This window comes from Hoyosella subflava DQS3-9A1 (assembly GCF_000214175.1).
GTDB lineage: Bacteria > Actinomycetota > Actinomycetes > Mycobacteriales > Mycobacteriaceae > Hoyosella > Hoyosella subflava.
Genome location: NC_015564.1, coordinates 1,631,267 through 1,653,245, shown reverse-complemented (window position 1 = coordinate 1,653,245; position 21,979 = coordinate 1,631,267). Strand labels below are relative to the sequence as shown.

Below are 21,979 nucleotides of genomic sequence, written 5' to 3'. Positions count from 1 at the left end.
GTCACAGAAACCTTCCTAACGTGCTCACCGGAACGTGATCGGGTTGACGATGTCAGCGGTGATAGTCAACAGCATAATCCCGGCACCGATCACCATCACAACGAAAGTGATAGGCATCAACTTGGTGTAATCGACGGGTGGCCCGTTGGGCTTGCCCATCAGCCGCCGCAGCCGGTTGCGGATCGCCTCGTAAATCGTGACCGCCATGTGCCCACCATCGAGTGGCAGCAACGGGAGGAGATTGAACAAACCGACGAACAGGTTCAGTACCGCGAGCAGCAGAATGAAAACCTGCCACAGCCCCATATCGACGACCTCGCCGCCGAGACGGCTCGCTCCCACAACGCTGATCGGCGTATCAGGGTCTCGATCCTCGCCCATGATCGAGCGGGCAACAGCAGGCAGACGCTCCGGGAACCTCAGGAGCGCTTCCCAGGTCTGAACCGTCAATTCGCCGGTAAAGACGAATGTGGCTGGCACTGCTCCCAGCGGCCCATACTGCCGGATCTCGGAGGCCTCGGCGCGAGTTTCGAGGTCCTGCGCGACGCCAATAGCCCCCACGGTCGCGAGTTCCGGTTCCGCACCCGCCGAACCAATGACGTACCGCTCGACCGGCTGGACCGCGACCGGGATTTCCCGTGTTTCCCCGTCACGCTCCACAGTCAGAACGGCGGTGCCGTCGGTCGCCTGAACACGCTGAACAACCTCACCAAAGTTGCGTATCCGGTCGCCATTCACGGCAACGATGAGGTCCCCCGGTTCGATACCGGCAGCCTCAGCAGGTCCCCCGCCGCCGCAGGGCGCAAGCTCGCCCGCAACCCACCGTCCGTTGTCCTGCTCTGGCGGGGCTTGCGTGGGCGCTACACATGTGGTTTCTCCGACCACCGCGTCATTGAAGGCGAGTTTCGGCAGACCCCAGCCCAGCGCGAGGATAAAGACCAGCGTGAGACCGATGATCGCGTGGCTGATCGGGCCGCCCAGCATGACAAGAAGCCGTTTCCATGTGGCCTGCTTGTACATTGCCCGGTCATGCTCATCGGGTTCGAGTTCGTCTAGCGCTGTCATTCCGGCGATGTCACAGAAGCCGCCAGCCGGGATCGCTTTGAGGCCGTATTCGGTCTCACCGCGTTTGAACGCGAAGATCTTGGGCCCGAAACCGATGTAGTACCGGCGAACCTTCATCCCGAAGGCCTTGGCCATGGCTAGATGGCCGTATTCGTGGATCGCGATGGAAATACCGATCCCAAGCGCGAACAAGATCACACCAAGGGTGAACATCATGAGCGGGGTCTGGCCTCCTGTGTGATGAGCTCACGGGCACGCGCACGCGCCCAACCCTCGGCGGCGAGTACATCGTCAACGGTACTCGGTGCGCTCGACCATTCGTGCGCACCGTCAAGCACATGCTCCACGATACGGACGATGCGCGGGAAGGGCAGGTCGCGCTGGAGAAACGCAGCCGCCGCCTCTTCGTTCGCCGCGTTGTACACCGCGGGAAGGCAACCACCCCCGGTACCGGCCTCCCGCGCGAGTCGGACAGCCGGGAAGACCTCATTGTCTAGTGGCTCAAAATCCCAGTGGCAGCCCACCGCGAAATCGAGCGGCTTTGCCGCACCGTGAACGCGGTCCGGCCAGCCCAGCGCGAGGGCGATGGGCAGGCGCATATCAGGGGGACTTGCCTGGGCGATCGTCGAGCCATCTACGAACGTCACCATGGAATGCACGATCGATTGGGGGTGGACCACGACGTCGATCCGGTCGTAAGGAATTCCAAACAGCAGATGCGTCTCGATTAGCTCCAGGCCCTTATTGACGAGGGTTGCCGAGTTCAGCGTGTTCATCGGCCCCATTGCCCAGGTGGGGTGCGCACCCGCCTGTTCGGGAGTTACCTCGGCCAGGTCTTCAGCTTTGCAGCCCCGGAATGGGCCACCGGACGCCGTGAGCACGAGACGAGCAACTTCGTCACCGGTCCCGGACCGCAAGCACTGTGCGAGGGCGGAGTGTTCGGAGTCGACCGGAACGATCTGGCCTGGCCTGGCGGCCGCGGTGACAAGCGGGCCACCCGCAACAAGTGACTCTTTATTCGCAAGCGCAAGGCGAGCGCCCGTTTTCAGCGCCGCAAGCGTTGGCTGCAGCCCGAGCGAACCGACCAGCGCGTTCAGGACGACGTCGGCCTCCACTGACTCCACAAGGGCAGTGACCGCATCCCCTCCGCTGCGAACACCGGGTACGTGCAGTTTCGCTGCCGCAGCCGGATCCGCCACCGCCACCGCATCGCCCGGCACCCCGGTCTGTTGGATCTGTTGTTCAAGAAGAGCCGTGTTGCCGCCTCCCGCTGCAAGTCCGGCCACTGAGAACAAGTCGGGGTTAGCGCCGATCACATCGAGCGCTTGGGTCCCGATCGAGCCGGTGCTGCCGAGTATCAGTACACGCTGGGGTGATTGCGGTGAGGACGTCACCGAGTCATTGTCACTGATGAATGCCGCCAACTCACGCGGGGGTGAGGCGCCCACCGTGTGACGTCGCGTTCGACACGAATCGGCGACCCAAATGCACTCAGTCCGCATCAGTATGTCAGGATGATCCCAGTGAGCTGCGTGTGGCGCGGGAGTCGAGATCACCAGCAGCCTGCGCAGGGCGTTTTTTTTGAGGCGATCAGGAGGGATCACAGTGGCCGACGCGAACGTGGATCCAGGTTTGGAACGCGCGATTGCGCGCTCGAACGTCAACCCTGCTGATGAGCCATCAGTAGGCTGGGGCTGGCACGGCGAAGCTCCCAAGGCATTTCAGATTGTTGGCTGGCTCTTCACGATCCTGGTCTTCGCCTACCTGATTGGCAACCACGACGGCAACGTGGAGAACATGTGGATCATCGGCGTGGGCCTGGCACTGGTGTTCTTGCTGGTCCGCTACAACATCAGCACCCGCAAGGAACGGAAACGCCGCATTTAGCGTCTAGTTCTCCGCTGCCAGCTGGCCGCACGCGGCGGCGATTTCCTGACCGCGGGTGTCTCGAACTGTGCACGGAACTCCCTGAGCCTGTACGCGGCGCACGAATTCCGCCTCGACTGTCTTTGGGCTAGCATCCCATTTGCTGCCAGGTGTGGGATTTAACGGTATGACGTTGACATGCACGAGGTGGCCGAGCGCTTTGCGTAGCTTTTTCCCTAGCATGTCGGCGCGCCAGCCTTGATCGTTGATGTCGCGGATGAGAGCGTACTCGATTGAGACGCGGCGGCCTGTGGTGTCGGCATAGTATTTCGCGGCGTCGAGCACCTCAGCGACGGCCCATCGATTGTTCACCGGCACCAACGTATCCCTGAGCTCGTCGTCAGGCGTGTGCAGCGAAACCGCGAGCGTCACGTTGAGGTCTTCCTCCGCAAGTTTCCGGATCGCGGGAGCGAGACCTACTGTCGACACCGTGACGTTCCGCTGCGACAGGCCAAGTCCTTCTGGTGCGGGAGCAGTGATGCGCCGGACCGCCGCAATCACTCGCTTGTAGTTCGCGAGCGGCTCGCCCATGCCCATGAACACAACGTTGGAGAGGCGACCGGGTCCACCTCCCACCTCGCCGTCACGCATGGCCGCAGCTGCGGCACGGACCTGATCCACGATCTCGGCCGTCGATAGGTTCCGCGTCAGGCCGGCTTGGCCCGTAGCGCAGAACGGACAGGCCATACCGCACCCGGCCTGACTCGATATGCACACCGTCGCACGATCCGTGTAGCGCATGAGCACGCTTTCGAGCAACGTGCCATCGTGCGCCTTCCAGAGTGTCTTCCGCGTCTCACCAGCGTCACAAGCCAAATGGCGAACGGTGCTGAGCAGCGGAGGAAACAGTGTCTCCCCAATCTTCTCGCGAACATTGGCAGGAAGATCGGTCATCGCTGCGACGTCAGCTTCGAGCCGACCGTAGTAATGGCGAGCGAGTTGGTCGGCGCGAAAGGGCTGCATGCCCAGGTCCGCGACAGCTTTGCGACGCTCGTCGCGATCGAGATCCGCGAAATGCCGCGGGGGCATCCCGCGGCGCGGCGCATTGAATACAAGTGGAATATCGACGCTCATGATGCGACCAGTGTCCCACGGATGGTGTACATCCGAGAATTCGTGCATGGCAGCGCTAAATGCGTCATGATCATGTCATGGCATCAAAATCAGGCGAGCCGTCCAAGGATCATGGCACATCACAGCCTGACTTGGGCGATACGCAGTCCGCATATGAGGGTTGGTCCGAGCCAAACGACACGGCGGAATTGCCACAGTCAGGCTCGGAGTCGTCGCCCGCCGCGGTAACCTCCTCTCCACCGCATGGGAAGGCGCATTCCACGGCTCTGCCGCACACGCGTGCCGGGGCATGGTGGTCAGCTCTGATCATTGGGGCCCTGCTTCTGATTCTGCTCCTTGTGTTCATTCTTCAGAACTTGGCGACGACAACGATTTTCGTCCTGTTCTGGGAGTGGGACATGCCAGTGGGAGTTGCTCTGCTCGGCGCCGCAATACTGGGCATCTTGATCGCCGCCTGTATCGGCGGTGTCCGCATTCTGCAGCTGCGCCGCACCGCTCGTAAGGGGCTGCGCTAAGGCCAACTCTCCACCCAGAGTCAAGCAATGCCGCCTAGCTCAGTGTGTTGCGCAACCAGTGAATCCGGTATCGCACGTCGAGAGTCACACCCGTTGTTTCGCGGCGGGCGCGTGCCGCCACTCTGGGACTGAATTCAATGGCCAAAACTTCGTCTAGTAACGCGCGCGTGGGGAAGACCCAGCGCGTATCGACGCGACGGAGTGAGAACCCCTGGCGGCGGAAAAAGTCTTCGACCAGGAGCGGCTGATACTTCGGCAGATCGTCACGCATCCATGTCCCGTACGGAAAGGCTGTCGCATCAAGATCAACGATGGCCAGGATGCCGCCATGTCGCAGCACCCTCAGTGCTTCCCGGATGCCTGGTTCACAGCCGGGCCCGAAAAAGTACGCGGTCCTCGCGTGCAGCAAATCTGCCGACCTGGACTCTAGGGGCAACCGCGCCGCCTCGCCCTGGAGGACGTTGACATGATCGAACTCCAAGACACGGTTGCGTGCGTGCCCGAGAAGCGGACTGTGGGGCTCGACGCCGATCACGGACCGGGCGGTCTCGGCGAATCGCGGGAGATGAAATCCGGTACCGCAACCAACATCAACGACGTCACGGCCGATCCAGGGCGCGATTGCCGACAGTTCGGACCAGATCGCGTCACCTGCGTCTTGGGCGTGATTCTCTACCTCGTAGATATCTGGCCACTTCCAGATATTCGGGCTCGCTATGACTGAGTCGCGACGGCTGTCTTTGGAACGCAGCCAGGACATGTCACACCGTCATCTGATATCCAAGCACCGCCACGATCCCCCAGACCACCACAGCTGATATCAGGAGGGAGTCGAGTCGATCCATGAGGCCACCGTGCCCAGGCAGCAACGTCCCCATGTCCTTGATACCAAGATCACGTTTGAACTGCGACTCGATCAGGTCTCCCAGCGTCCCCGACACGACGAGTGCAGCGCCGACGAGTACCCCCAGTAACGGCGATTCGTCGAGGAACACCGAGACGGTAATGACGCTGCCGATGATTCCCGCGATCATCGAACCCGCGAAACCTTCCCAGGATTTCTTCGGGCTGATCTGCGGCACCATTGGATGCTTGCCGAAAAGGACACCCGCGGTGTAGCCGCCAATGTCCGAGCACACGACGGCGATCATCAATACCCAGATGGGTCCGGCACCCTGCTCCGTGAGGACAAGGAGTGCACCGATGCCACCGAAAAGGATCACCCAGGTTGCAACAAAAAGGGTGATCGCCGCGTCACGCACGTAGTTCTCGGGCTTGCCGCCGAGTCCGTTGTGGAATAGGCGCCACACCATGGAGACCACCGCCGTGGTGGCGAAACCCGTGAGGACACCCTGAACACCGAAAGGCAGCGCCGAAAGCGTCGTCAGTGGAGCCCCGACAATGAGTGGCACCAGGGGTAGATGGAAGCCCTGTTGCCGCAGACGTTTGTACAGTTCCCAGATCGCGAGGGTGAGGGCCGCGGCAACAAGAACCACCCACCCTCTGGACTCGACCAAGAGGATCGCGATGATCAGCGCGCCCAGGGTCACTCCGACACCTATGGCGGCTGGGAGGTTTCGGCCGGCGCGGGACTTCTTCTGCGGCGGTTCTGCGGCGGAGGCGTTGGTGGGTTGCCCTGACCCCGTCATAGGATGACTGGGCTCACGGTCTTCTGCCACAACTTCTCCTATCTCCACACCGAGGTTTCCAAAATATTACTTAGCTGTTGAGGCTAGACCTCCATGAGCTCAGATTCTTTGTGTTTCACCAACTCGTCAACCTGGGCGCTGTACTTCGCGGTGAGTTTATCGATCTCTTTTTCCGCGCGACCCACTTCGTCCTCGCCAGCCTCGCCATCCTTCTGAATACGAGACAACTCGTCCATTGCTTTCCGCCGGACGTTACGAACCGCGACTCGGGCGTCCTCGCCCTTCGAGCGCGCCTGCTTAGCCAGGTCGCGGCGTCGCTCCTCTGTCAGTTGAGGGACCGCAATGCGAATTATCGCGCCGTCATTTCCCGGGTTGACACCGAGATCTGAATTGCGGATCGCGGTTTCGATAGCGCTCAACTGCGACGTATCGTACGGCTTGATGACGACAAGCCGCGCTTCCGGGACGTTGATACTCGCGAGTTGCGTAATCGGGGTTGGCGCGCCGTAATAGTCGATGACGATGCGTGAGAACATCCCCGGATTAGCACGACCCGTTCGAATGGAGCCGAGTTCGTCCTTCGCTACCGATACAGCCTTTTCCATCTTCTCTTCGGCGTCGAAGAGCGCTTCATCAATCACGGCACACCTTCTTCTGGTCTTTTTGCCTAATCTCCACTATCGCATCACGCCTAAACAACAAATCTACCTGGCGTGAGCGCAACGATTTCTAGGGTCTCACGAGGGTGCCAACGTGCTCCCCCGCCACCGCACGGGCGATATTGCCGTGCTTGAGCAGATTGAAAACAATAATCGGCATGTCGTTGTCCATACAGAGGCTGAAGGCCGTCGCGTCGGCAACCTTCAGGCCACGCTCAAGCGCCTCCCGATGCGTTATCTCGTCAAACATGGTGGCGTCTGGATCTAGTTTCGGGTCAGCGGTGTAGACGCCGTCAACTGACTTGGCCATCAGCACGACCTCCGCGCCAATCTCGAGAGCGCGTTGCGCGGCAGTTGTGTCGGTGGAGAAGTACGGCATTCCCATGCCAGCTCCGAAAATCACCACTCGGCCCTTTTCGAGATGTCGTATGGCGCGCAATGGGATGTACGGTTCGGCCACTTGGCCCATGGTTATCGCGGTTTGCACACGAGTGTCCACACCTACCTGCTGCAGGAAGTCCTGCAGTGCCAGGCAGTTCATGACGGTCCCGAGCATGCCCATGTAGTCAGCCCGTGAACGGTCGAGGCCGCGCTGCTGCAATTCAGCGCCGCGGAAGAAGTTTCCACCACCGATTACGATGGCGACTTCAACTCCGTCCCGGACGATTTCCCCGACCTGCTCCGCAACCATATGGACAACATCCGGATCGACGCCGATCTTGCCGCCGCCGAACATTTCACCGCCGAGCTTGAGCAAGACCCGCTTGTACTTCTGCCGCTCCGAAAGTGTGTCTTCAGCCATTTCTCTCCTCGCTGGTCACCGAGTGCAGTGTCGCCGCTGGACACGCGAATGCGGGGCTGCCCGATGGTTTATTGCCATCTTGCAACCCCGCATATCTTGCCTCATCGTTCTCGTTCGGTTTGGTGAGGCGCTCCGGTCAGGACTGGCCGACTTCGAATCGCGCAAAGCGCGTGATCGTTGCGCCAGCCTCGTCGAGGAGAGACTTGACGGTCTTCTTCGAGTCCTTCACGTACGCCTGCTCCGTGAGAACCATGTCCTTGAAGAACCCGTTGACACGGCCTTCGATGATCTTCGGCAGCGCCTGCTCAGGCTTGCCTTCTTCACGGGCGGTCTGCTCGGCGATGCGCCGCTCGTTCTCGACGACGTCCGCGGGGACATCGTCGCGGGTGACGTAACGCGCCTTCAGCGCTGCGACCTGCATCGCAGCTTCGCGGGCGGCGTTAGCAGCGCCGTCACCTTCACCGGTGTACTCAATCAGGACACCCACGCCCGGAGGAAGATCACCGCTGCGCTTGTGCAGGTAGGTTGCGACCTGACCGTCGAAAGCGACGACGCGGCGCAGTTCAAGCTTCTCACCGATACGCGCGGCGAGTTCCTGAACAGCGGCATCGACAGTACGACCGTTGACGTCCGTTGCCTTCAGTGCTTCGAGGTCAGCTGGCTGAGACGCGGCGGCAGCGGCCACGATCTCGTCCGCGAGGCCCTGGAAGTCCGCGTTCTTCGCGACGAAGTCTGTTTCGCTGTTCAGTTCGATCATGACGCCGCCGGATGCCGCGACGAGACCTTCAGCGGTGGCGCGCTCAGCGCGCTTGCCGACGTCCTTCGCACCCTTGATGCGCAAGATCTCAACTGCCTTGTCGAAGTCGCCGTCAGTTTCGACCAGAGCGTTCTTACAGTCAAGCATTCCGGAGCCGGTGAGCTCTCGCAGCCGCTTCACATCTGCGGCGGTGAAATTCGCCATGGTGGGGCGAGCCTCCTCTATTTCACTTCTCACGTGTCTGGCGGGACTGGCCCCGAAAGGTGTTCGGGGCCAGCGCTCAAGTCAGTTTTCGGTGGTGGTTGCTTCCGCAGCCGGTGCCTCGGCAGGAACCTCGGCAGGCGCCTCTGCAGGAACCTCCGCACCTTCCGCTGCCGGCGATGCTGACTCGAGAAGTTCCTTCTCCCAATCAGCGAGCGGCTCTGCCTCGCCCTTTTCGTCACCGGAGGTATTCAGGCCAGCGCGCGCCTGAAGACCATCAGCAACCGCCGCCGCGACGACGCGAGTGAGCAGTGCAGCCGACCGGATCGCGTCGTCATTGCCCGGAATCGGGTAATCAACGAGGTCCGGGTCGCAGTTCGTGTCGAGGATCGCGACAACCGGAATGTTCAGCTTCCGCGCCTCGCCGACGGCGATGTGCTCCTTGTTGGTGTCAACGATCCACACCGCGCTCGGAACCTTGGCCATGTCACGGATGCCGCCCAGGGTGCGCTCGAGCTTGGTCTTCTCACGGGTCAGCATCAAGATTTCCTTCTTGGTGCGCCCCTCGAAGCCGCCGGTCTGCTCCATGCTCTCAAGTTCCTTGAGGCGCTGAAGCCGCTTGTGGACGGTCTGGAAGTTCGTAAGCATGCCACCGAGCCAGCGCTGGTTCACGTACGGCATACCAACGCGGGTTGCCTCGCCTGCGATCGACTCCTGGGCCTGCTTCTTTGTGCCAACGAAAAGGATTGTGCCGCCGTGCGCGACTGTTTCCTTGACAAACTCGTATGCCTTGTCGATGTACGACAGGGTCTGGCGCAGGTCGATGATGTAGATACCGTTGCGGTCGGTGAAGATGAAGCGCTTCATCTTGGGGTTCCACCGACGGGTCTGGTGTCCGAAGTGCACGCCGCTGTCAAGCAGCTGCTTCATGGTTACAACAGCCATAGCGATTATCAGACCTCCGTGAGAGGTCTTCGCTCCTTCTCTCGTGTTCCGGTTGATGCGGCAAGCCACGTTGGCTTCCGCCCTGGTCCCCGTCCGGACACCCAACCCGTTCAGCACGGGACCGAAGGGCGCCTGGCCGCCTCACCATTGAATACCGCGAGAACCGGATGGTTCAGGCCGTACCCTCGGTGCGGCTGCACGCGGGGACGCGAAGTACGGTGCGCTCACAGCACACCGCCAAGCAGTGTACGCCGAGTTGGGGTCAACTAGGTAACCGAGATTCTCGGCAAGTTCAATCCGCCCCTGTAACCCTGTGGATAATGCCTCCCAGCCGCCGCTTTATCCACATTCTCCCTCGCGGAGGCCACCTGTTCAGCGGGAGCGGCATCCTCTATGGCATGCGCCCTGACCACCGTCCCACGCTTCCCTGCCTGCTACTCGCCGCATTGCTGTGCCTAGGTGGGGCGGCAGGGCTGCCTCATGAACCGGCTAACGCCACGCCCACCACCACACCCCGGCAGGAAAGGCACGAGTGGCCCATCCAGCCTGCCCCCGAAGTTGCGCGCGACTTCGACCGGCCAACGCATCCTTACGGCCCAGGGCATCGCGGCGTTGATCTCGCTGCTGCACCCGGCGCAACCGTGTATGCCTCGTACGAGGGTGTGGTTGCGTTCGCGGGGCCAGTAGCGAGTCGAGGGGTCGTGTCGATCGACCACCAATCTGGTGTGCGCACCACGTACGAGCCCATTCAGCCGCTGGTGCATAGAGGCGACTACGTAAGAAAGGGAACACCGATCGGCACGCTCGATGCATTGCACGCTGGTTGCACCGCGACCGCGTGCCTGCATTGGGGCGCGCGCTGGGGAAATGACTATCTCGATCCCCTTCTCCTACTCGGCTTACTGAAAATCGTACTCAAGCCGGTGGAGACCGAACACGCCGCGCTCATGCCCTCGGGTGGGCTTGCTCGTGGACTGCCCGCAGTCGGCCGATAGAGACGTGCGTGTAGAGCTGTGTCGTCGCAAGACTGGCGTGCCCAAGCAACTCTTGAACGACTCGCAGATCTGCACCACCTTCCAGAAGGTGGGTCGCTGCGGAGTGCCGGAGGCCGTGCGGGCCCAGGTCAGGGACATCCGCGGCCGCAGCAAGGACGCGGTGGACTGCCCTGCGAGCCTGCCGTTGATCCAGTCGGCGGCCCCGCTTCCCTAATAGCAGTGCGTCCCCAGATGCAGGCACAGCAAGCAACGGCCGTCCCTCCCGCAGCCACATGTCCAGCGCGTCCCGTGCAGGCCGCCCGTAGGGCACCACCCGCTCTTTGTTGCCTTTCCCAAGCACCCGAAGCACATTGTTCCCAAGATCGAGGTCAGCTATGTCGAGGCCACACAGCTCGCCGACCCGTATCCCACATGAGTAGAGCAGTTCAACGATCAGTTGATCCCGAATTTCGATCGCGTCCGCCGAACCCTCGGTCCGGTCTTCCGCACGCTTCTTCGCCTGGTCAAGGGCGGATGCTGCCTGCTCCTTGCGCAAAACAGCGGGGAGCTCGCGATACGGCCGGGGGCTCTGAAGCCTGGCCGCTGGGTCGTCCGCGATCAGCCCCATGTGCTGCGCCCAGGCTGTGAAGGTCTTCACTGACGACGCCCGCCGCGCCAGTGTTGACCTCGCAATACCGGTCGCCGATTGTGCAGCCTGCCATGATCGCAGCGCCCGCAGATCAAGATCTGTGAGGCTGCAGCGTCCAGGATCCGCGAGGAGGTGGGCTATAAGGGACCGCACATCCGAGCGGTATGCGCGGATCGTGTGCTCCGAACGGCCTTTGCGCAGCCGAAGGTACTCCTCGAATGTCCGCAATACACGCTCGAATTCCTCGGGGAGTTGCGCGGTATCGTCCTGGGCGGCCACACCCTCAGCGTGCCCAGGAGGATAGGGGTGCGCAAGCGATGACACCAAACAGTGACCCCGAGAGCCGGCGAAACTGCTAGCAGGCTTTCTTCGCTCGCCTCCAGCCAGCATCGCCGCGCTGCGCAAGACCACTGATTTCGAGCACCGCCAGTGCTGCCTGCACGGATGCCGCGGGCACGCCGGAAGAGACAGCGATCTCGGCAAGGCCCGCACCCCCACGCATCGGGAGGCTGTCGAACACGCGCAGCTGGGTCCGGTCGAGGCCGTCGGTCACGCGGTCGAGCCCATCTGCGGGTTCGATGCCCGACCCCACCAGCACGCGCTGCGCCGCACGCTCACGCAGACCAGTGTCTGAAAGCACCTCGCTACCACACGTGACCAGACTTGCCTCGCCAGTACGGATCATCTGATGACATCCAACCGAACTCACGGAAGTTACCGGGCCCGGCATCGCATAAACGGGTTTGCCGAACAATCGCCCCCAGCGTGCCGTGTTGCGTGCACCGCTGCGTTTCCCGGCTTCCGTGACAAGAACAGCGTCAGACAGCGCCGCGACGAGTCTGTTGCGTGCGAGAAAGCGGAAGCGGGCCGGGCGCGTTCCAGGCGGATACTCAGTCACGACAGCACCCTTCCGAACGATTTCACCTAGCAACCTGTCGTGACCTGATGGGTACACCTGGTCGATCCCACACGCAAGGACAGCAACTGTGGGCTTCTGTCCTGCGAGCGCAGCACGATGTGCGCACGCGTCGATTCCGTATGCTGCGCCTGACACAATCGTGCAGCCTGCCGCGCTGAGTTCGCACGCCATGTCAATCGTGCATTGCTCGCCATACGAACTTGGTGCACGCGTCCCAACGACAGCGACGGCGGAGGAAGATACCTCGTCGATCGAGACCGCACCACGTTTCCACAGCGCGATCGGGGCTACAGCGTCGAGATCCTGGCGCACTTCCTGCTGATCGAAGGTCAGCATTCGCCATGCGGGCCACTCCCGACTATCCGGCGTGACTAGTTCACCTCCCATATCAATCAGCAATTCGAGGTCCCGAGCGGAGTGATCATCCTGACGCCGTGCCCGCGTTGGGCGGTCCAGCACCTGCGGCAACCCGCCGCTTTGGACGGCTCGGGCCGCGTCTTCCGGCCCAACCTGATTGATCAGGGCGAGCAACTGGCGGCATGGTCCCTCCACGACGCGTGAGAGGTATGCCCACGCGCGCAGCCGGGGATCACGCGGGTCTTGCAGATTCGTCGTCATCACGGTTTCGCTTTCTGAAAGGAGCAGGTGTCACTCAGAGATCTCGGGACAATCGATACGAGAGCGCTGTCTGCACGTCCTCGACATTCGGACTGGTCCGGCCGTGCAGATCAGCGAGCGTCCACGCGACGCGGAGAGCTCGGTCGGCGCCGCGAGCGCTGATGGCTCCGCGTTCGATCGCGAAGTTGATTGGGATCATTGCCTCGGCGAACCGGCCGAGTTTTGCGCGCAGCTTGGGCCCAGGCACTTCACCGTTCGTGGCGCACCCGAGTTGCACCCACCGCTCGCGTGCGGCCTGCCGGGCGGTGACGACACGTTGTCTGACGACAGCTGTGGATTCGGGGTTGTCCCCCATCGTGGTTGCTTCTCGCGCACGACTAGTCTCCATTTCCACGCACAGATCGACGCGGTCCAGCAACGGACCCGACAATCGGGAGCGGTAGTGACGGCGCACTCGAGAGGAGCACTCACAGTCGATCGCTCGCACGGCGGCACATGGACACGGATTCGTGGCCAGCACCATCAGAAATCGAGCCGGATAGGTCGCCAGCCCGCACCTGCGGCTGATGCGCACTTCGCCTTCTTCCAGGGGAGTCCGCAGCGAGTCCAGAACCCGTGGCGGCATCTCGGTGCACTCGTCGAGGAAGAGAACGCCTCGGTGCGCCCGGCTGACAGCTCCCGGCTTGGCATAGCCCGCTCCCCCGCCGATCAGAGACACAGCTGTCGCAGAGTGGTGCGGCGCCACAAAGGGTGGATCGGCGATGAGGGGGCAGTCACGTGGCAGTTCCCCCGCGATGGAATGTATCGCTGTGACTTCAAGTGATTCGTCCTCAGTCAACGGTGGCAGCAGCCCCGGAAGCCGATGGGCAAGCATTGTTTTACCCACACCTGGCGGTCCTGTGAGGAGCAAGTGATGACCGCCTGCGGCTGCCAGCTCCACAGCGCGACGTGCCACAAACTGCCCTTCTACATCACCGAGCTCGGGTGCTACCCGCCTCGGTGGCGGCGGAACTGGTAGGGGCGCAATGAGATTCCCGCTTCGGTTCAGCCACCTCACGAGGTCTCGCAGTGTCGCGGCGCCAACGACTGCCACGCCCGACACAAGCGACGCTTCAGCCAGGTTGGCCGCAGGCACGACGATTCGCTTCCACCCTTGATCCCGCGCAGCGAGAACCGCCGGCAAAATGCCGTTAACCGCGCGAAGGCGGCCGTCCAGAGCCAACTCGCCGAGCAGAACCGTGCTGTGAAGCCGCGCGCAACTTGCGAGTCCACTTGCGTTGAGCACCGCACACGCTAGTCCAACGTCGTACAGGGATCCGACTTTGGGGAGATCCGCCGGAGAAAGCGATAACGTCGTTCTCCCGGGCGGCCAGCGATATCCCGAGTTCACAATGGCCGCACGAACACGATCCCGGGCTTCCTGCAACGTGGTGTCGGGCAATCCGACCAGATGCATTCCGGGGAGGCCGCGTCCCACATCGGCTTCGATCTCAACGATCGAACCAGTAATGCCCGTGACAGCCACGGCAAAAGCACGCCCAAGCGGCATCAGACCACCCGCTCAACATGATCAAAGGTTGGACCGTCAGGCCCCCAGAGAACACCGATGACATCGAACTGCACGACCGCGACGGGGTGCGGATGCTGGCTGAGCCATTCCACCGCCGCCAGCCGCATGCGGTGCAGCTTGATCGGAGTGACGGCTTCGACAGGTTCACCGAATGCATCACCGCGGCGAGTTTTGACCTCGACGAATACCGTCGCTCCGGAGGGGTCACGGCATATCAGATCAATTTCGCCGTTCCGGCAGCGCCAGTTCCGGTCGAGCACCGTATATCCATGTGCACGAAGATAATCCGCTGCCGCCTGTTCCCCGCGCCGGCCCAGCGCAATACGTGTACTGATGACATCCTCCGCAAGTAATGAGAGCGATCACGACGATCGCGCAGCACCCTCAACAATGCGGAGATCAAGCGCGGGCCAACAGCGGCAATCCGCGAAATGTGGACAACTACGATCCTGTGGACAACTCACCCTGGAACGGTGGTGCCGGAACGCTTCTGTCAGTGTCCCGAGCTAGAGTCGCGGGGGGCGCTCTGAGTCTCCTGCGACGCAGGACCGCCCCAGGGCCGCGCCCAGTTCACACTGATCGAACTCAGCCCGGACCGCTCACCGATTCGGAAGCGCAGGTCGACCAGGCCGAGTATCCGCCGCTGGTAGTCCATGTGACTCCTACCCGAAGTGTCCGCCACCAGGCGGAAGATTGATGTCTGGCTTCTCGAGCTCTTCAATGTTGACGTCTTTGAAGGTGAAGACGCGCACATGGCTGACGAAGCGCGCCGGGCGGTACATGTCCCACACCCAGGCGTCCGACATGCGGACTTCGAAGTAGACCTCGCCCTCTGCGTTACGAGGAATCAACTCGACGGCGTTAGCCAGGTAAAAGCGGCGCTCGGTCTCGACGACATACGCGAACTGTCCCACAACGTCGCGGTACTCCCGATACAGCGACAGCTCCATCTCGGTGTCGTACTTTTCGAGATCCTCGGCACTCATGGGAAGTCCTTCCTTCTCTTCTCAGCGATCCTCGCATGTTTCAGCCGAGGAGGACCGCATCGCGCTCACCGCGCGGGGCGGCAGCGCAAGCAACGTTGGCAAATGACAGCCTGTGCTCAGGACATGGGCCCCTCATCGTGAGCGCTGCAGTGTGCGCCGCGGTGGAGTACCCCTTATGGATAGCGAATCCGTACCCCGGCAATTGTGCATCGAGTGCGACCATAAACCGGTCACGCGTCACCTTCGCCAGAATGCTCGCTGCTGCGATACACGCGGCGGATGCGTCCCCGCCGATAACAGGCAGCGATGGGCACGGCATGCCTGGCACGCGAAACCCATCCGTGAGCACATATCCTGGCCTATCGCGCAGACCCGCGACCGCACGCCGCATACCCTCGATGTTGGCCACATGGACGCCACGCGTATCCACCTCAGCGGCGGGGATTTCGATGATGCAGAAATCTTCCGCGTGGCGGAGTATCAGCGGAAAGAGCTCCTCACGCGCCCGCGCAGTTAATCGCTTTGAATCGTCAAGCCCGGCGAGAGTGCGGTGTGGCTTCGCGCCAAGCACACATGAGGCGACCACGAGCGGGCCCGCACACGCTCCGCGCCCTGCTTCATCGACCCCCGCTACGGGACCAAGCCCTCTGCGGTGGAGTGCTGATTCGAGTGCCCGCAATCCGGTGTCACGCCGGACCAGGGCCCGCGGTGGCCAACGTGTCATTCTCGTGAAGCTACCGGCTCTTGAATCTCCGGCGCACTGATCGATCCCCATCGCGCCGGCGGAAGAATGATCCATCGCGCTTTCCCGACTACGTTTTCGACGGGCACTGCGCCGTCGCTCTCATCGCCAACGTACCAGCGAGAGTCCTTCGACTGGTTCCTGTTGTCGCCCATCATCCATATGTGGTCCTCAGGGATGCGGACCGGACCGAAGCAGCGCCCGGAGCGCACGTCGGTGTCGCAGTCGATCTGCCCGGGTGTGTACGGGAAATCCGAGACAACGTACGGCTCCTCTACTGGCCGACCGTCAACGAGGACACTTCCGTCATCGTCACAGCACTCGACGGTTTGGCCACCCACGGCGATCACACGCTTCACGAGATCGTTCTCATCCGGAGGAACGATGCCGACCGCAGAACCGATCTCCTGGAGCCCGCGGACTACAACATTCTCCGAGCGGGTCGACACATAGTCCTCCGCCCAAGGGCCCGTTCCGCGGAACACCAGAACGTCACCAGGCCGGGGATCAGAGAACCGGTAGCTCACCTTTTCCACCAAGATCCGGTCGCCCGTGCATCCCGGGCATCCATGCAGCGTCGGCTGCATAGATTCGGACGGGATGAGATATACCCGCGCGATGAAGGTTTGGATGACGAAACTCAGGACCAGCGCGACGAGAATGAGAATCGGCAGTTCGCGCCAGAAGGAACCCCCGTCTTTCTTGCTGGATTCCTTCGCGGCGGCGTCCTGCCGATCTGCAGTCTCTGTCTTGCTGGCGGGCTCGTCGCCCTGTCCCTCGTCGGCTCCCCGCGGCTCAGTCACGAGACCAGGTTAGTCACGTTGGGAGTCAAAACGCGGTAAGCCTCAGCGCTTTTCTTTGATCTTCGCTGCCTTGCCGCGGAGATCGCGCAGGTAGTACAGCTTCGCGCGACGCACGTCACCACGAGTGACGACCTCGATTTTGGCCACGTTAGGGCTGTGGACGGGGAACGTACGCTCGACACCAACACCGAAAGACACCTTGCGCACGGTGAATGTTTCGCGGATGCCACCGCCCTGGCGGCGGATAACGACGCCCTTGAACTGCTGGATTCGTTCCTTCTGGCCTTCAATAACCTTCACGTGGACATTCACCGTGTCGCCGGGACGGAAGGCGGGGATGTCATCACGTAGGGACTGCGCGTCAAGTGCGTCCAGGGTGTTCATTACTGTCTAATTCCTCGCGTTTTCGCGTTTTCGAGCAGAGGAACCGAGTGGCCTGACGACTCGTCTGGTTCGTACTCCCTTGTTGGTGCACCTAGACCTTATGGTCCGGGCAACCCTGCCATCATGCCAGATGCGGTCGCTGACAGGAAATCCGGCATCAGCGCCTACTTGGAGTAACCCGCGCGCCGTAATGCGTCGGCAAGGGAACCGGATGCGGTGCTACCACCGCCTTGACTCCGCTCGCCTTTCGCTTGCTGTTTCGGTGACTTGCCTAGTTGCTGATTCTTGGGCGGCTGCCTCTTCGGAGGCTGCTTCTTGGGGGGCCGCCCTTCACGACGCGGCTGGTCCGAGCCGCTGCCAGCCGTCTCGTCGTCGAGTCGCAGCGTCAACCCGATTCGCTTACGGTCAACGTCTACTGTCACGACCTTCACCTTGACGATGTCACCGCTCTTCACGATCTCGCGCGGATCCGATACAAAGCGTGACGACATCGCCGAAACGTGCACGAGCCCATCCTGGTGCACCCCTACGTCAACGAACGCACCGAAAGCTGCGACGTTTGTGACTACACCCTCCAGAACCATCCCTGGCTTGAGGTCGCTGACACGCTCAACACCTTCCGCGAACTGGGCGGCACGGAACTCCGGGCGTGGGTCACGGCCAGGTTTGTCGAGCTCAGCAAGAATGTCACTCACCGTAGGGACTCCGAAGGTGTCATCGGTGAAGTCGCTGGGCCGCAGTCCGCCCAGCACCTGCGAGTTGCCGATCAGTTCCCGCACGCGCAGCCCACACGAACTGACAATCCGGCGAACCACTGGGTACGCCTCCGGGTGCACGGCGCTCGCGTCGAGCGGGTCATCACCGTCAACGATGCGGAGGAACCCCGCGCACTGCTCGAACGCTTTCGGACCGAGCCTCGGTATGTCCTTCAGCGCCGTGCGCGAACCGAACCTTCCGTGACTGTCCCGGTGTGCCACGATGTTTTCGGCAATGGTGGCACTGACGCCAGAGACTCTGGCCAGCAAAGGCACCGACGCGGTGTTGACATCGACGCCCACGGCGTTCACCGCGTCCTCCACGATCGCATCGAGCGACCTCGCAAGCAGTCCCTCGGCAATGTCATGCTGATATTGACCCACTCCGAGCGACTTTGGATCAATCTTCACGAGTTCCGCGAGGGGATCCTGCAACCGTCGGGCGATCGACACCGCCCCACGCAGCGAAACATCAAGGTCCGGTAACTCGCGGGAACCGTATTCGGACGCTGAGTACACGGAAGCTCCCGCCTCAGAAACCACCATCTTCGTGAGTTTCGTTTCCGGCATGCGCTTCAGCAGTTCGGCAGCGAGTGCGTCCGTCTCACGGGAAGCTGTCCCGTTACCGATCGCAACGAGGTCTACGTTGTGGCGAGTCACCAGTTCTGCGAGGGCACCGAGTGCGGCGTCCCACTGTGACTGGGGCTTGTGCGGGTAAACGGTTGCAGTTTCGAGCAGCTTCCCCGTGCCATCCACCACGGCTACCTTGACCCCGGTGCGGTACGCGGGGTCAAGACCCATCGTGATCCGCGGGCCAGCAGGCGCAGAGAGCAGCAAATCCCGAACGTTCCGGGCAAACACGTCCACAGCATCAGCCTCAGCGGCCTGCCGCAATCGTGCGCGCACATCGATGCTCGAACTGACTTGCAGCTTAGTCTTCCACGCCCACCGGACCGTGTCGGCGAGCCAGCGGTCACCCGGCCGCCCCTGGTCGCGCACACCCAGCGCAACCGCGATTTTCTGTTCGTAGAGAGAGGGGCCTGGAGGGCCCTCGGCGTCCGGTTCAGGATCGAACTGCACCGACAGAAACTCTTCTTTCTCACCCCGTAACAGGGCAAGGACACGATGTGACGGGAGCGAACTGAAGGGTTCCGCGAAGTCGAAGTAGTCAGCGAACTTCGCGCCCTCAGCTTCTTTTCCTTTGCGAGCCGAGGAGACAATCCGTCCGCGCCGCCACATCAACTCTCGCAGTTCACCCACAAGATCGGCGTCTTCGGAAACCCGCTCAATCAGGATCGCGCGTGCGCCGTCAAGGGCGGCCGCAGCGTCCGCGACGCCTTTCTCCTCATCTACGAATTTCGTAGCCACCGACGCGGGATCGTGGGAGGGGTCGGACAGCAGTCGTTCGGCCAGTGGTTCCAGGCCCGCTTCCCGGGCAATTTGAGCTTTCGTCCGGCGCTTGGGCTTGAACGGCAAGTAGATGTCTTCGAGTCGGGATTTCGTCTCGGCTCCGACCAGCTGCGCTTCGATTCCGTCGTCGAGTTTGCCCTGCTGCTTGATCGACGCGATGATCGCGCTCCGCCGCTCATCGAGTTCTCTGAGATACCTCAAGCGCTCCTCGAGCTGGCGAAGTTCAGCGTCATCGAGCCCGCCCGTCGCTTCTTTCCGGTAGCGGGCGACGAACGGTACCGTTGATCCCCCGTCGAGAAGCGCAATGGCAGCGGCTACTCGCCACTGCGCCACGTTCAGTTCTTCCGCGATCCGGTCAGTCACAGGCCTCACAGCGATACTCACGGCGGGCAGAGTACTCCGTGGCACCGACACAATCGAGTGTGGCGGGGATTTAGTCCTCGAATTCGCTGTGACCGCTACGGTGCGCGTCGAGAACCGCCGAGTCCGCTTGCGCGAGGTCGATCTGGCCGAGAAGTGCTGGGCGGCGGTCTGCGGTCCGCTTGAGGGCTTGATCTCGTCGCCATCGCGCGATTCGCGCATGATCGCCCGACAACAGCACCGCCGGAACGTCAAGTCCCCGCCAGGACGCTGGGCGTGTATAGGAGGGGCCCTCGAGCAGGCCGTCGGAGAATGAATCCTCTTGATGCGATAGCTGGTTTCCCAGCACGCCAGGCAGGAGGCGCACCACAGCCTCCGCCATCACGAGGACCGCGACTTCCCCACCTATCAGGACGTAATCGCCGAGGGAGACTTCCGCGACCCGGACTCGGCGCCTCGCGTCATCGACAACGCGCTGGTCTATGCCCTCGTAGCGCCCGCATGCAAACACGAGGTGCGATTCTTCCGCCCATCGTTCGGCTGTCTCCTGCGTGAAAGGCACGCCGCTCGGCGTGGGGAATACGAGCAGCGCGTCATCAGGGCAGACGTCATCGAGCGCCGGTCCCCACACGGTGGGTTTCATGACCATGCCAGGGCCACCGCCGTACGGCGAATCGTCGACCGACTTATGGACATCATGGGTCCAGTCCCGTAGGTCATGGACACTCACGTCGATGAGGTCCTTCTCCCGGGCTTTACCGAGGAGGGAGACGCGCAGCGGCTCGAGATACTCGGGGAAGATGGTGATGACGTCAATCTTCACCGCGGTGGTCAGAGCTCCAGCAAGCCGTCGGGGGGCGTCACTTCGACGAACCCGCCAGGCACATCCACGACGGGCACAAAGTCGGTAATGAAGGGAATCAGCACTTCCCTACCGTCAGTAGCCTCAATGGAAAGGGTTTCCCCTGCCGCTGTGTGCAGAACCTCACGGATCACACCCAGATCTCCACCCGACGCGAATCGGACAACCAATCCTTCAAGTTCGTGATCGTAATACTCGTCGTCCCCACTCGCTGGCAGTTCAGAGGAATCCACGACGAACAGCATTCCCCGCAGTGAGTCGGCGGACTCTCGGTCCGCAACGCCCGCCAAGCGCACAAGAAGCCGCCCGGAATGCTCCCGGGCGGCTTCTACGGTAAACGCTGTGACGGCACTTGAACGCGGTGCACGGGCCCGGAGCTGCGCGCCCACGGCGAAGCGCTGCTCCGGCTCGTCCGTACGGACTTCCACGACGATTTCGCCCCGGATGCCGTGTGACTTCGCGATACGACCGACCACGAGTTCCATGTGGATGCCTGGCTCAGTCAGTTATCCGTGTCGACAACGTCGACCCGGATGCCCCGGCCACCGATTCCCGAAACAAGCGTTCGCAGTGCAGTCGCAGTGCGTCCCCCGCGGCCGATGACCTTACCCAGGTCATCTGGGTGCACATGAACCTCGATCGTGCGACCACGCCGCGTGGTGCTCATGCCAACACGAACATCGTCAGGGTTGGAAACAATCCCCCGCACGAGATGCTCGACAGCATCGATGAGGACTGAACTCACTGCTGTGCAGCCTCATCCGACGCAGCGGCAGCTTCTGCAGCTGGGGCTTGCTCGGCCTCATCCTTCTTAGCTGCCTTCTTCTTCGGCGCCGCAGTAGGAGCGGGCGAACCGCCGTCGGCTTCCGCGAGGGCAGCCTGGAATAGCTCGAGCTTGGTCGGCTTCGGTGCCTTGACCTTCAGCGTTCCTTCGGCACCGGGGAGGCCCTTGAACTTCTGCCAGTCACCGGTGATCTTCATGATCGCGAGGACCGGTTCGGTCGGCAGGGCGCCAACCCCGAGCCAGTACTGAGCGCGCTCCGAGTCGAGTTCGATGAAGCTCGGCTCTTCCTTTGGCCGGTACTTGCCGATCGTCTCGATGGCACGACCGTCACGACGGGTGCGCGAATCAGCTACGACGATGCGGTATTGAGGGGTGCGGATCTTGCCGAGCCGCTGAAGTCTGATTTTGACAGCCACGAATGTAGCGCTCCTTGTTCTGTTCACGGTGCAATTCAGCGACGCACACGGTTTAGTGCACCCGGTTTTGCGGTTTCGTGGTTCGCTGGGCAGCGCGCAGTGAGACACCACGCAAGTTGCTGCGGCGAACAGCGGATCATTCTGCCAGATACCG

Annotated in this window: 25 protein-coding genes; 3 read left to right on the top strand and 22 right to left on the bottom strand. The window is 62.1% G+C overall.

The features are described from left to right. Positions 1-24: 24 nt before the first annotated feature. The gene (locus AS9A_RS07690) at positions 25-1,281 is read right to left on the bottom strand and encodes a M50 family metallopeptidase (RefSeq protein WP_013806389.1); all 1,257 of its coding nucleotides are present in this window, start codon (positions 1,279-1,281) and stop codon (positions 25-27) included. Beyond that, positions 1,278-2,513, bottom strand: a complete 1,236-nt coding sequence (dxr, locus tag AS9A_RS07685; protein WP_013806388.1) for a 1-deoxy-D-xylulose-5-phosphate reductoisomerase — start codon at positions 2,511-2,513, stop codon at positions 1,278-1,280. Before dxr ends, AS9A_RS07690 begins: the two co-directional genes overlap by 4 nt. 157 nt (positions 2,514-2,670) lie before the next feature. Here dxr and AS9A_RS07680 point away from each other — a divergent pair, with 157 nt between their 5' ends. Then, on the top strand, positions 2,671-2,952 hold the full coding sequence (locus AS9A_RS07680) for a DUF2631 domain-containing protein (RefSeq protein WP_013806387.1): 282 nt from the start codon (positions 2,671-2,673) through the stop codon (positions 2,950-2,952). Positions 2,953-2,955: 3 nt separating this feature from the next. Here AS9A_RS07680 and rlmN read toward each other — a convergent pair whose 3' ends face one another. Then, entirely contained in the window at positions 2,956-4,065 is a 1,110-nt protein-coding gene (rlmN, locus tag AS9A_RS07675) for a 23S rRNA (adenine(2503)-C(2))-methyltransferase RlmN (RefSeq protein WP_041451673.1), read from the bottom strand. A gap of 77 nt (positions 4,066-4,142) precedes the next feature. Here rlmN and AS9A_RS23810 point away from each other — a divergent pair, with 77 nt between their 5' ends. After that, positions 4,143-4,580: a LapA family protein gene (locus AS9A_RS23810; RefSeq protein WP_041450945.1), complete on the top strand. Its 438-nt coding sequence runs from the start codon at positions 4,143-4,145 to the stop codon at positions 4,578-4,580. A 34-nt stretch (positions 4,581-4,614) separates the two neighbouring features. On the opposite strand, the gene AS9A_RS07665 is transcribed toward AS9A_RS23810, so the two are convergent. The 6 genes from AS9A_RS07665 to rpsB form a co-directional block, all read right to left on the bottom strand. Beyond that, positions 4,615-5,340, bottom strand: coding sequence for a class I SAM-dependent methyltransferase (locus tag AS9A_RS07665; protein ID WP_013806384.1), 726 nt, complete (start codon positions 5,338-5,340; stop codon positions 4,615-4,617). Position 5,341: 1 nt separating this feature from the next. Then, a complete protein-coding gene (locus AS9A_RS07660) occupies positions 5,342-6,229 on the bottom strand; it encodes a phosphatidate cytidylyltransferase (RefSeq protein ID WP_041451672.1) in 888 nt (295 codons plus the stop codon). 83 nt (positions 6,230-6,312) lie between these two features. Next, positions 6,313-6,870, bottom strand: a complete 558-nt coding sequence (gene frr / locus AS9A_RS07655) for a ribosome recycling factor (RefSeq protein ID WP_013806382.1) — start codon at positions 6,868-6,870, stop codon at positions 6,313-6,315. Between the two features lie 88 nt (positions 6,871-6,958). After that, entirely contained in the window at positions 6,959-7,690 is a 732-nt protein-coding gene (gene pyrH / locus AS9A_RS07650; RefSeq protein ID WP_013806381.1) for a UMP kinase, read from the bottom strand. A gap of 136 nt (positions 7,691-7,826) precedes the next feature. Continuing rightward, a complete protein-coding gene (tsf, locus tag AS9A_RS07645; protein ID WP_013806380.1) occupies positions 7,827-8,651 on the bottom strand; it encodes a translation elongation factor Ts in 825 nt (274 codons plus the stop codon). An 81-nt stretch (positions 8,652-8,732) separates the two neighbouring features. Further along, entirely contained in the window at positions 8,733-9,593 is an 861-nt protein-coding gene (rpsB, locus tag AS9A_RS07640) for a 30S ribosomal protein S2 (RefSeq protein WP_013806379.1), read from the bottom strand. A 320-nt stretch (positions 9,594-9,913) separates the two neighbouring features. On the opposite strand from rpsB, the gene AS9A_RS07635 reads away from it, so the two are divergent. After that, the gene (locus AS9A_RS07635) at positions 9,914-10,588 is read left to right on the top strand and encodes a murein hydrolase activator EnvC family protein (RefSeq protein WP_158307350.1); all 675 of its coding nucleotides are present in this window, start codon (positions 9,914-9,916) and stop codon (positions 10,586-10,588) included. Here AS9A_RS07635 and AS9A_RS07630 read toward each other — a convergent pair. From AS9A_RS07630 to rpsP, 13 genes are all read right to left on the bottom strand, one after another. Beyond that, entirely contained in the window at positions 10,539-11,606 is a 1,068-nt protein-coding gene (locus tag AS9A_RS07630; protein ID WP_013806377.1) for a tyrosine recombinase XerC, read from the bottom strand. The genes AS9A_RS07635 and AS9A_RS07630 overlap by 50 nt on opposite strands. After that, a complete protein-coding gene (gene dprA / locus AS9A_RS07625) occupies positions 11,572-12,753 on the bottom strand; it encodes a DNA-processing protein DprA (protein WP_041450943.1) in 1,182 nt (393 codons plus the stop codon). Before dprA ends, AS9A_RS07630 begins: the two co-directional genes overlap by 35 nt. Positions 12,754-12,787: 34 nt before the next feature. After that, entirely contained in the window at positions 12,788-14,302 is a 1,515-nt protein-coding gene (locus tag AS9A_RS07620; protein ID WP_013806375.1) for a YifB family Mg chelatase-like AAA ATPase, read from the bottom strand. Further along, the gene (locus AS9A_RS07615) at positions 14,302-14,646 is read right to left on the bottom strand and encodes a YraN family protein (protein WP_407636570.1); all 345 of its coding nucleotides are present in this window, start codon (positions 14,644-14,646) and stop codon (positions 14,302-14,304) included. Before AS9A_RS07615 ends, AS9A_RS07620 begins: the two co-directional genes overlap by 1 nt. A 339-nt stretch (positions 14,647-14,985) precedes the next feature. Further along, the gene (locus AS9A_RS07610; protein ID WP_013806372.1) at positions 14,986-15,309 is read right to left on the bottom strand and encodes a DUF2469 domain-containing protein; all 324 of its coding nucleotides are present in this window, start codon (positions 15,307-15,309) and stop codon (positions 14,986-14,988) included. A gap of 40 nt (positions 15,310-15,349) precedes the next feature. After that, the gene (locus AS9A_RS07605) at positions 15,350-16,033 is read right to left on the bottom strand and encodes a ribonuclease HII (protein WP_041451670.1); all 684 of its coding nucleotides are present in this window, start codon (positions 16,031-16,033) and stop codon (positions 15,350-15,352) included. Beyond that, entirely contained in the window at positions 16,030-16,854 is an 825-nt protein-coding gene (gene lepB / locus AS9A_RS07600) for a signal peptidase I (protein ID WP_013806370.1), read from the bottom strand. The genes AS9A_RS07605 and lepB overlap by 4 nt, the downstream gene beginning before the upstream one ends. A 42-nt stretch (positions 16,855-16,896) precedes the next feature. Next, positions 16,897-17,238, bottom strand: coding sequence for a 50S ribosomal protein L19 (rplS, locus tag AS9A_RS07595; RefSeq protein WP_013806369.1), 342 nt, complete (start codon positions 17,236-17,238; stop codon positions 16,897-16,899). Positions 17,239-17,402: 164 nt separating this feature from the next. Next, positions 17,403-19,781 (bottom strand): Tex family protein, encoded by a 2,379-nt coding sequence (locus AS9A_RS07590; protein ID WP_202798206.1) that lies wholly within the window; start codon positions 19,779-19,781, stop codon positions 17,403-17,405. Between the two features lie 55 nt (positions 19,782-19,836). Further along, positions 19,837-20,586 (bottom strand): tRNA (guanosine(37)-N1)-methyltransferase TrmD, encoded by a 750-nt coding sequence (trmD, locus tag AS9A_RS07585; RefSeq protein ID WP_013806367.1) that lies wholly within the window; start codon positions 20,584-20,586, stop codon positions 19,837-19,839. A gap of 8 nt (positions 20,587-20,594) precedes the next feature. After that, positions 20,595-21,110, bottom strand: a complete 516-nt coding sequence (gene rimM, locus AS9A_RS07580) for a ribosome maturation factor RimM (RefSeq protein WP_013806366.1) — start codon at positions 21,108-21,110, stop codon at positions 20,595-20,597. Between the two features lie 17 nt (positions 21,111-21,127). Beyond that, entirely contained in the window at positions 21,128-21,370 is a 243-nt protein-coding gene (locus AS9A_RS07575) for an RNA-binding protein (RefSeq protein ID WP_013806365.1), read from the bottom strand. Continuing rightward, on the bottom strand, positions 21,367-21,825 hold the full coding sequence (gene rpsP, locus AS9A_RS07570) for a 30S ribosomal protein S16 (RefSeq protein WP_013806364.1): 459 nt from the start codon (positions 21,823-21,825) through the stop codon (positions 21,367-21,369). Before rpsP ends, AS9A_RS07575 begins: the two co-directional genes overlap by 4 nt. Between the last annotated feature and the right edge of the window lie 154 nt (positions 21,826-21,979).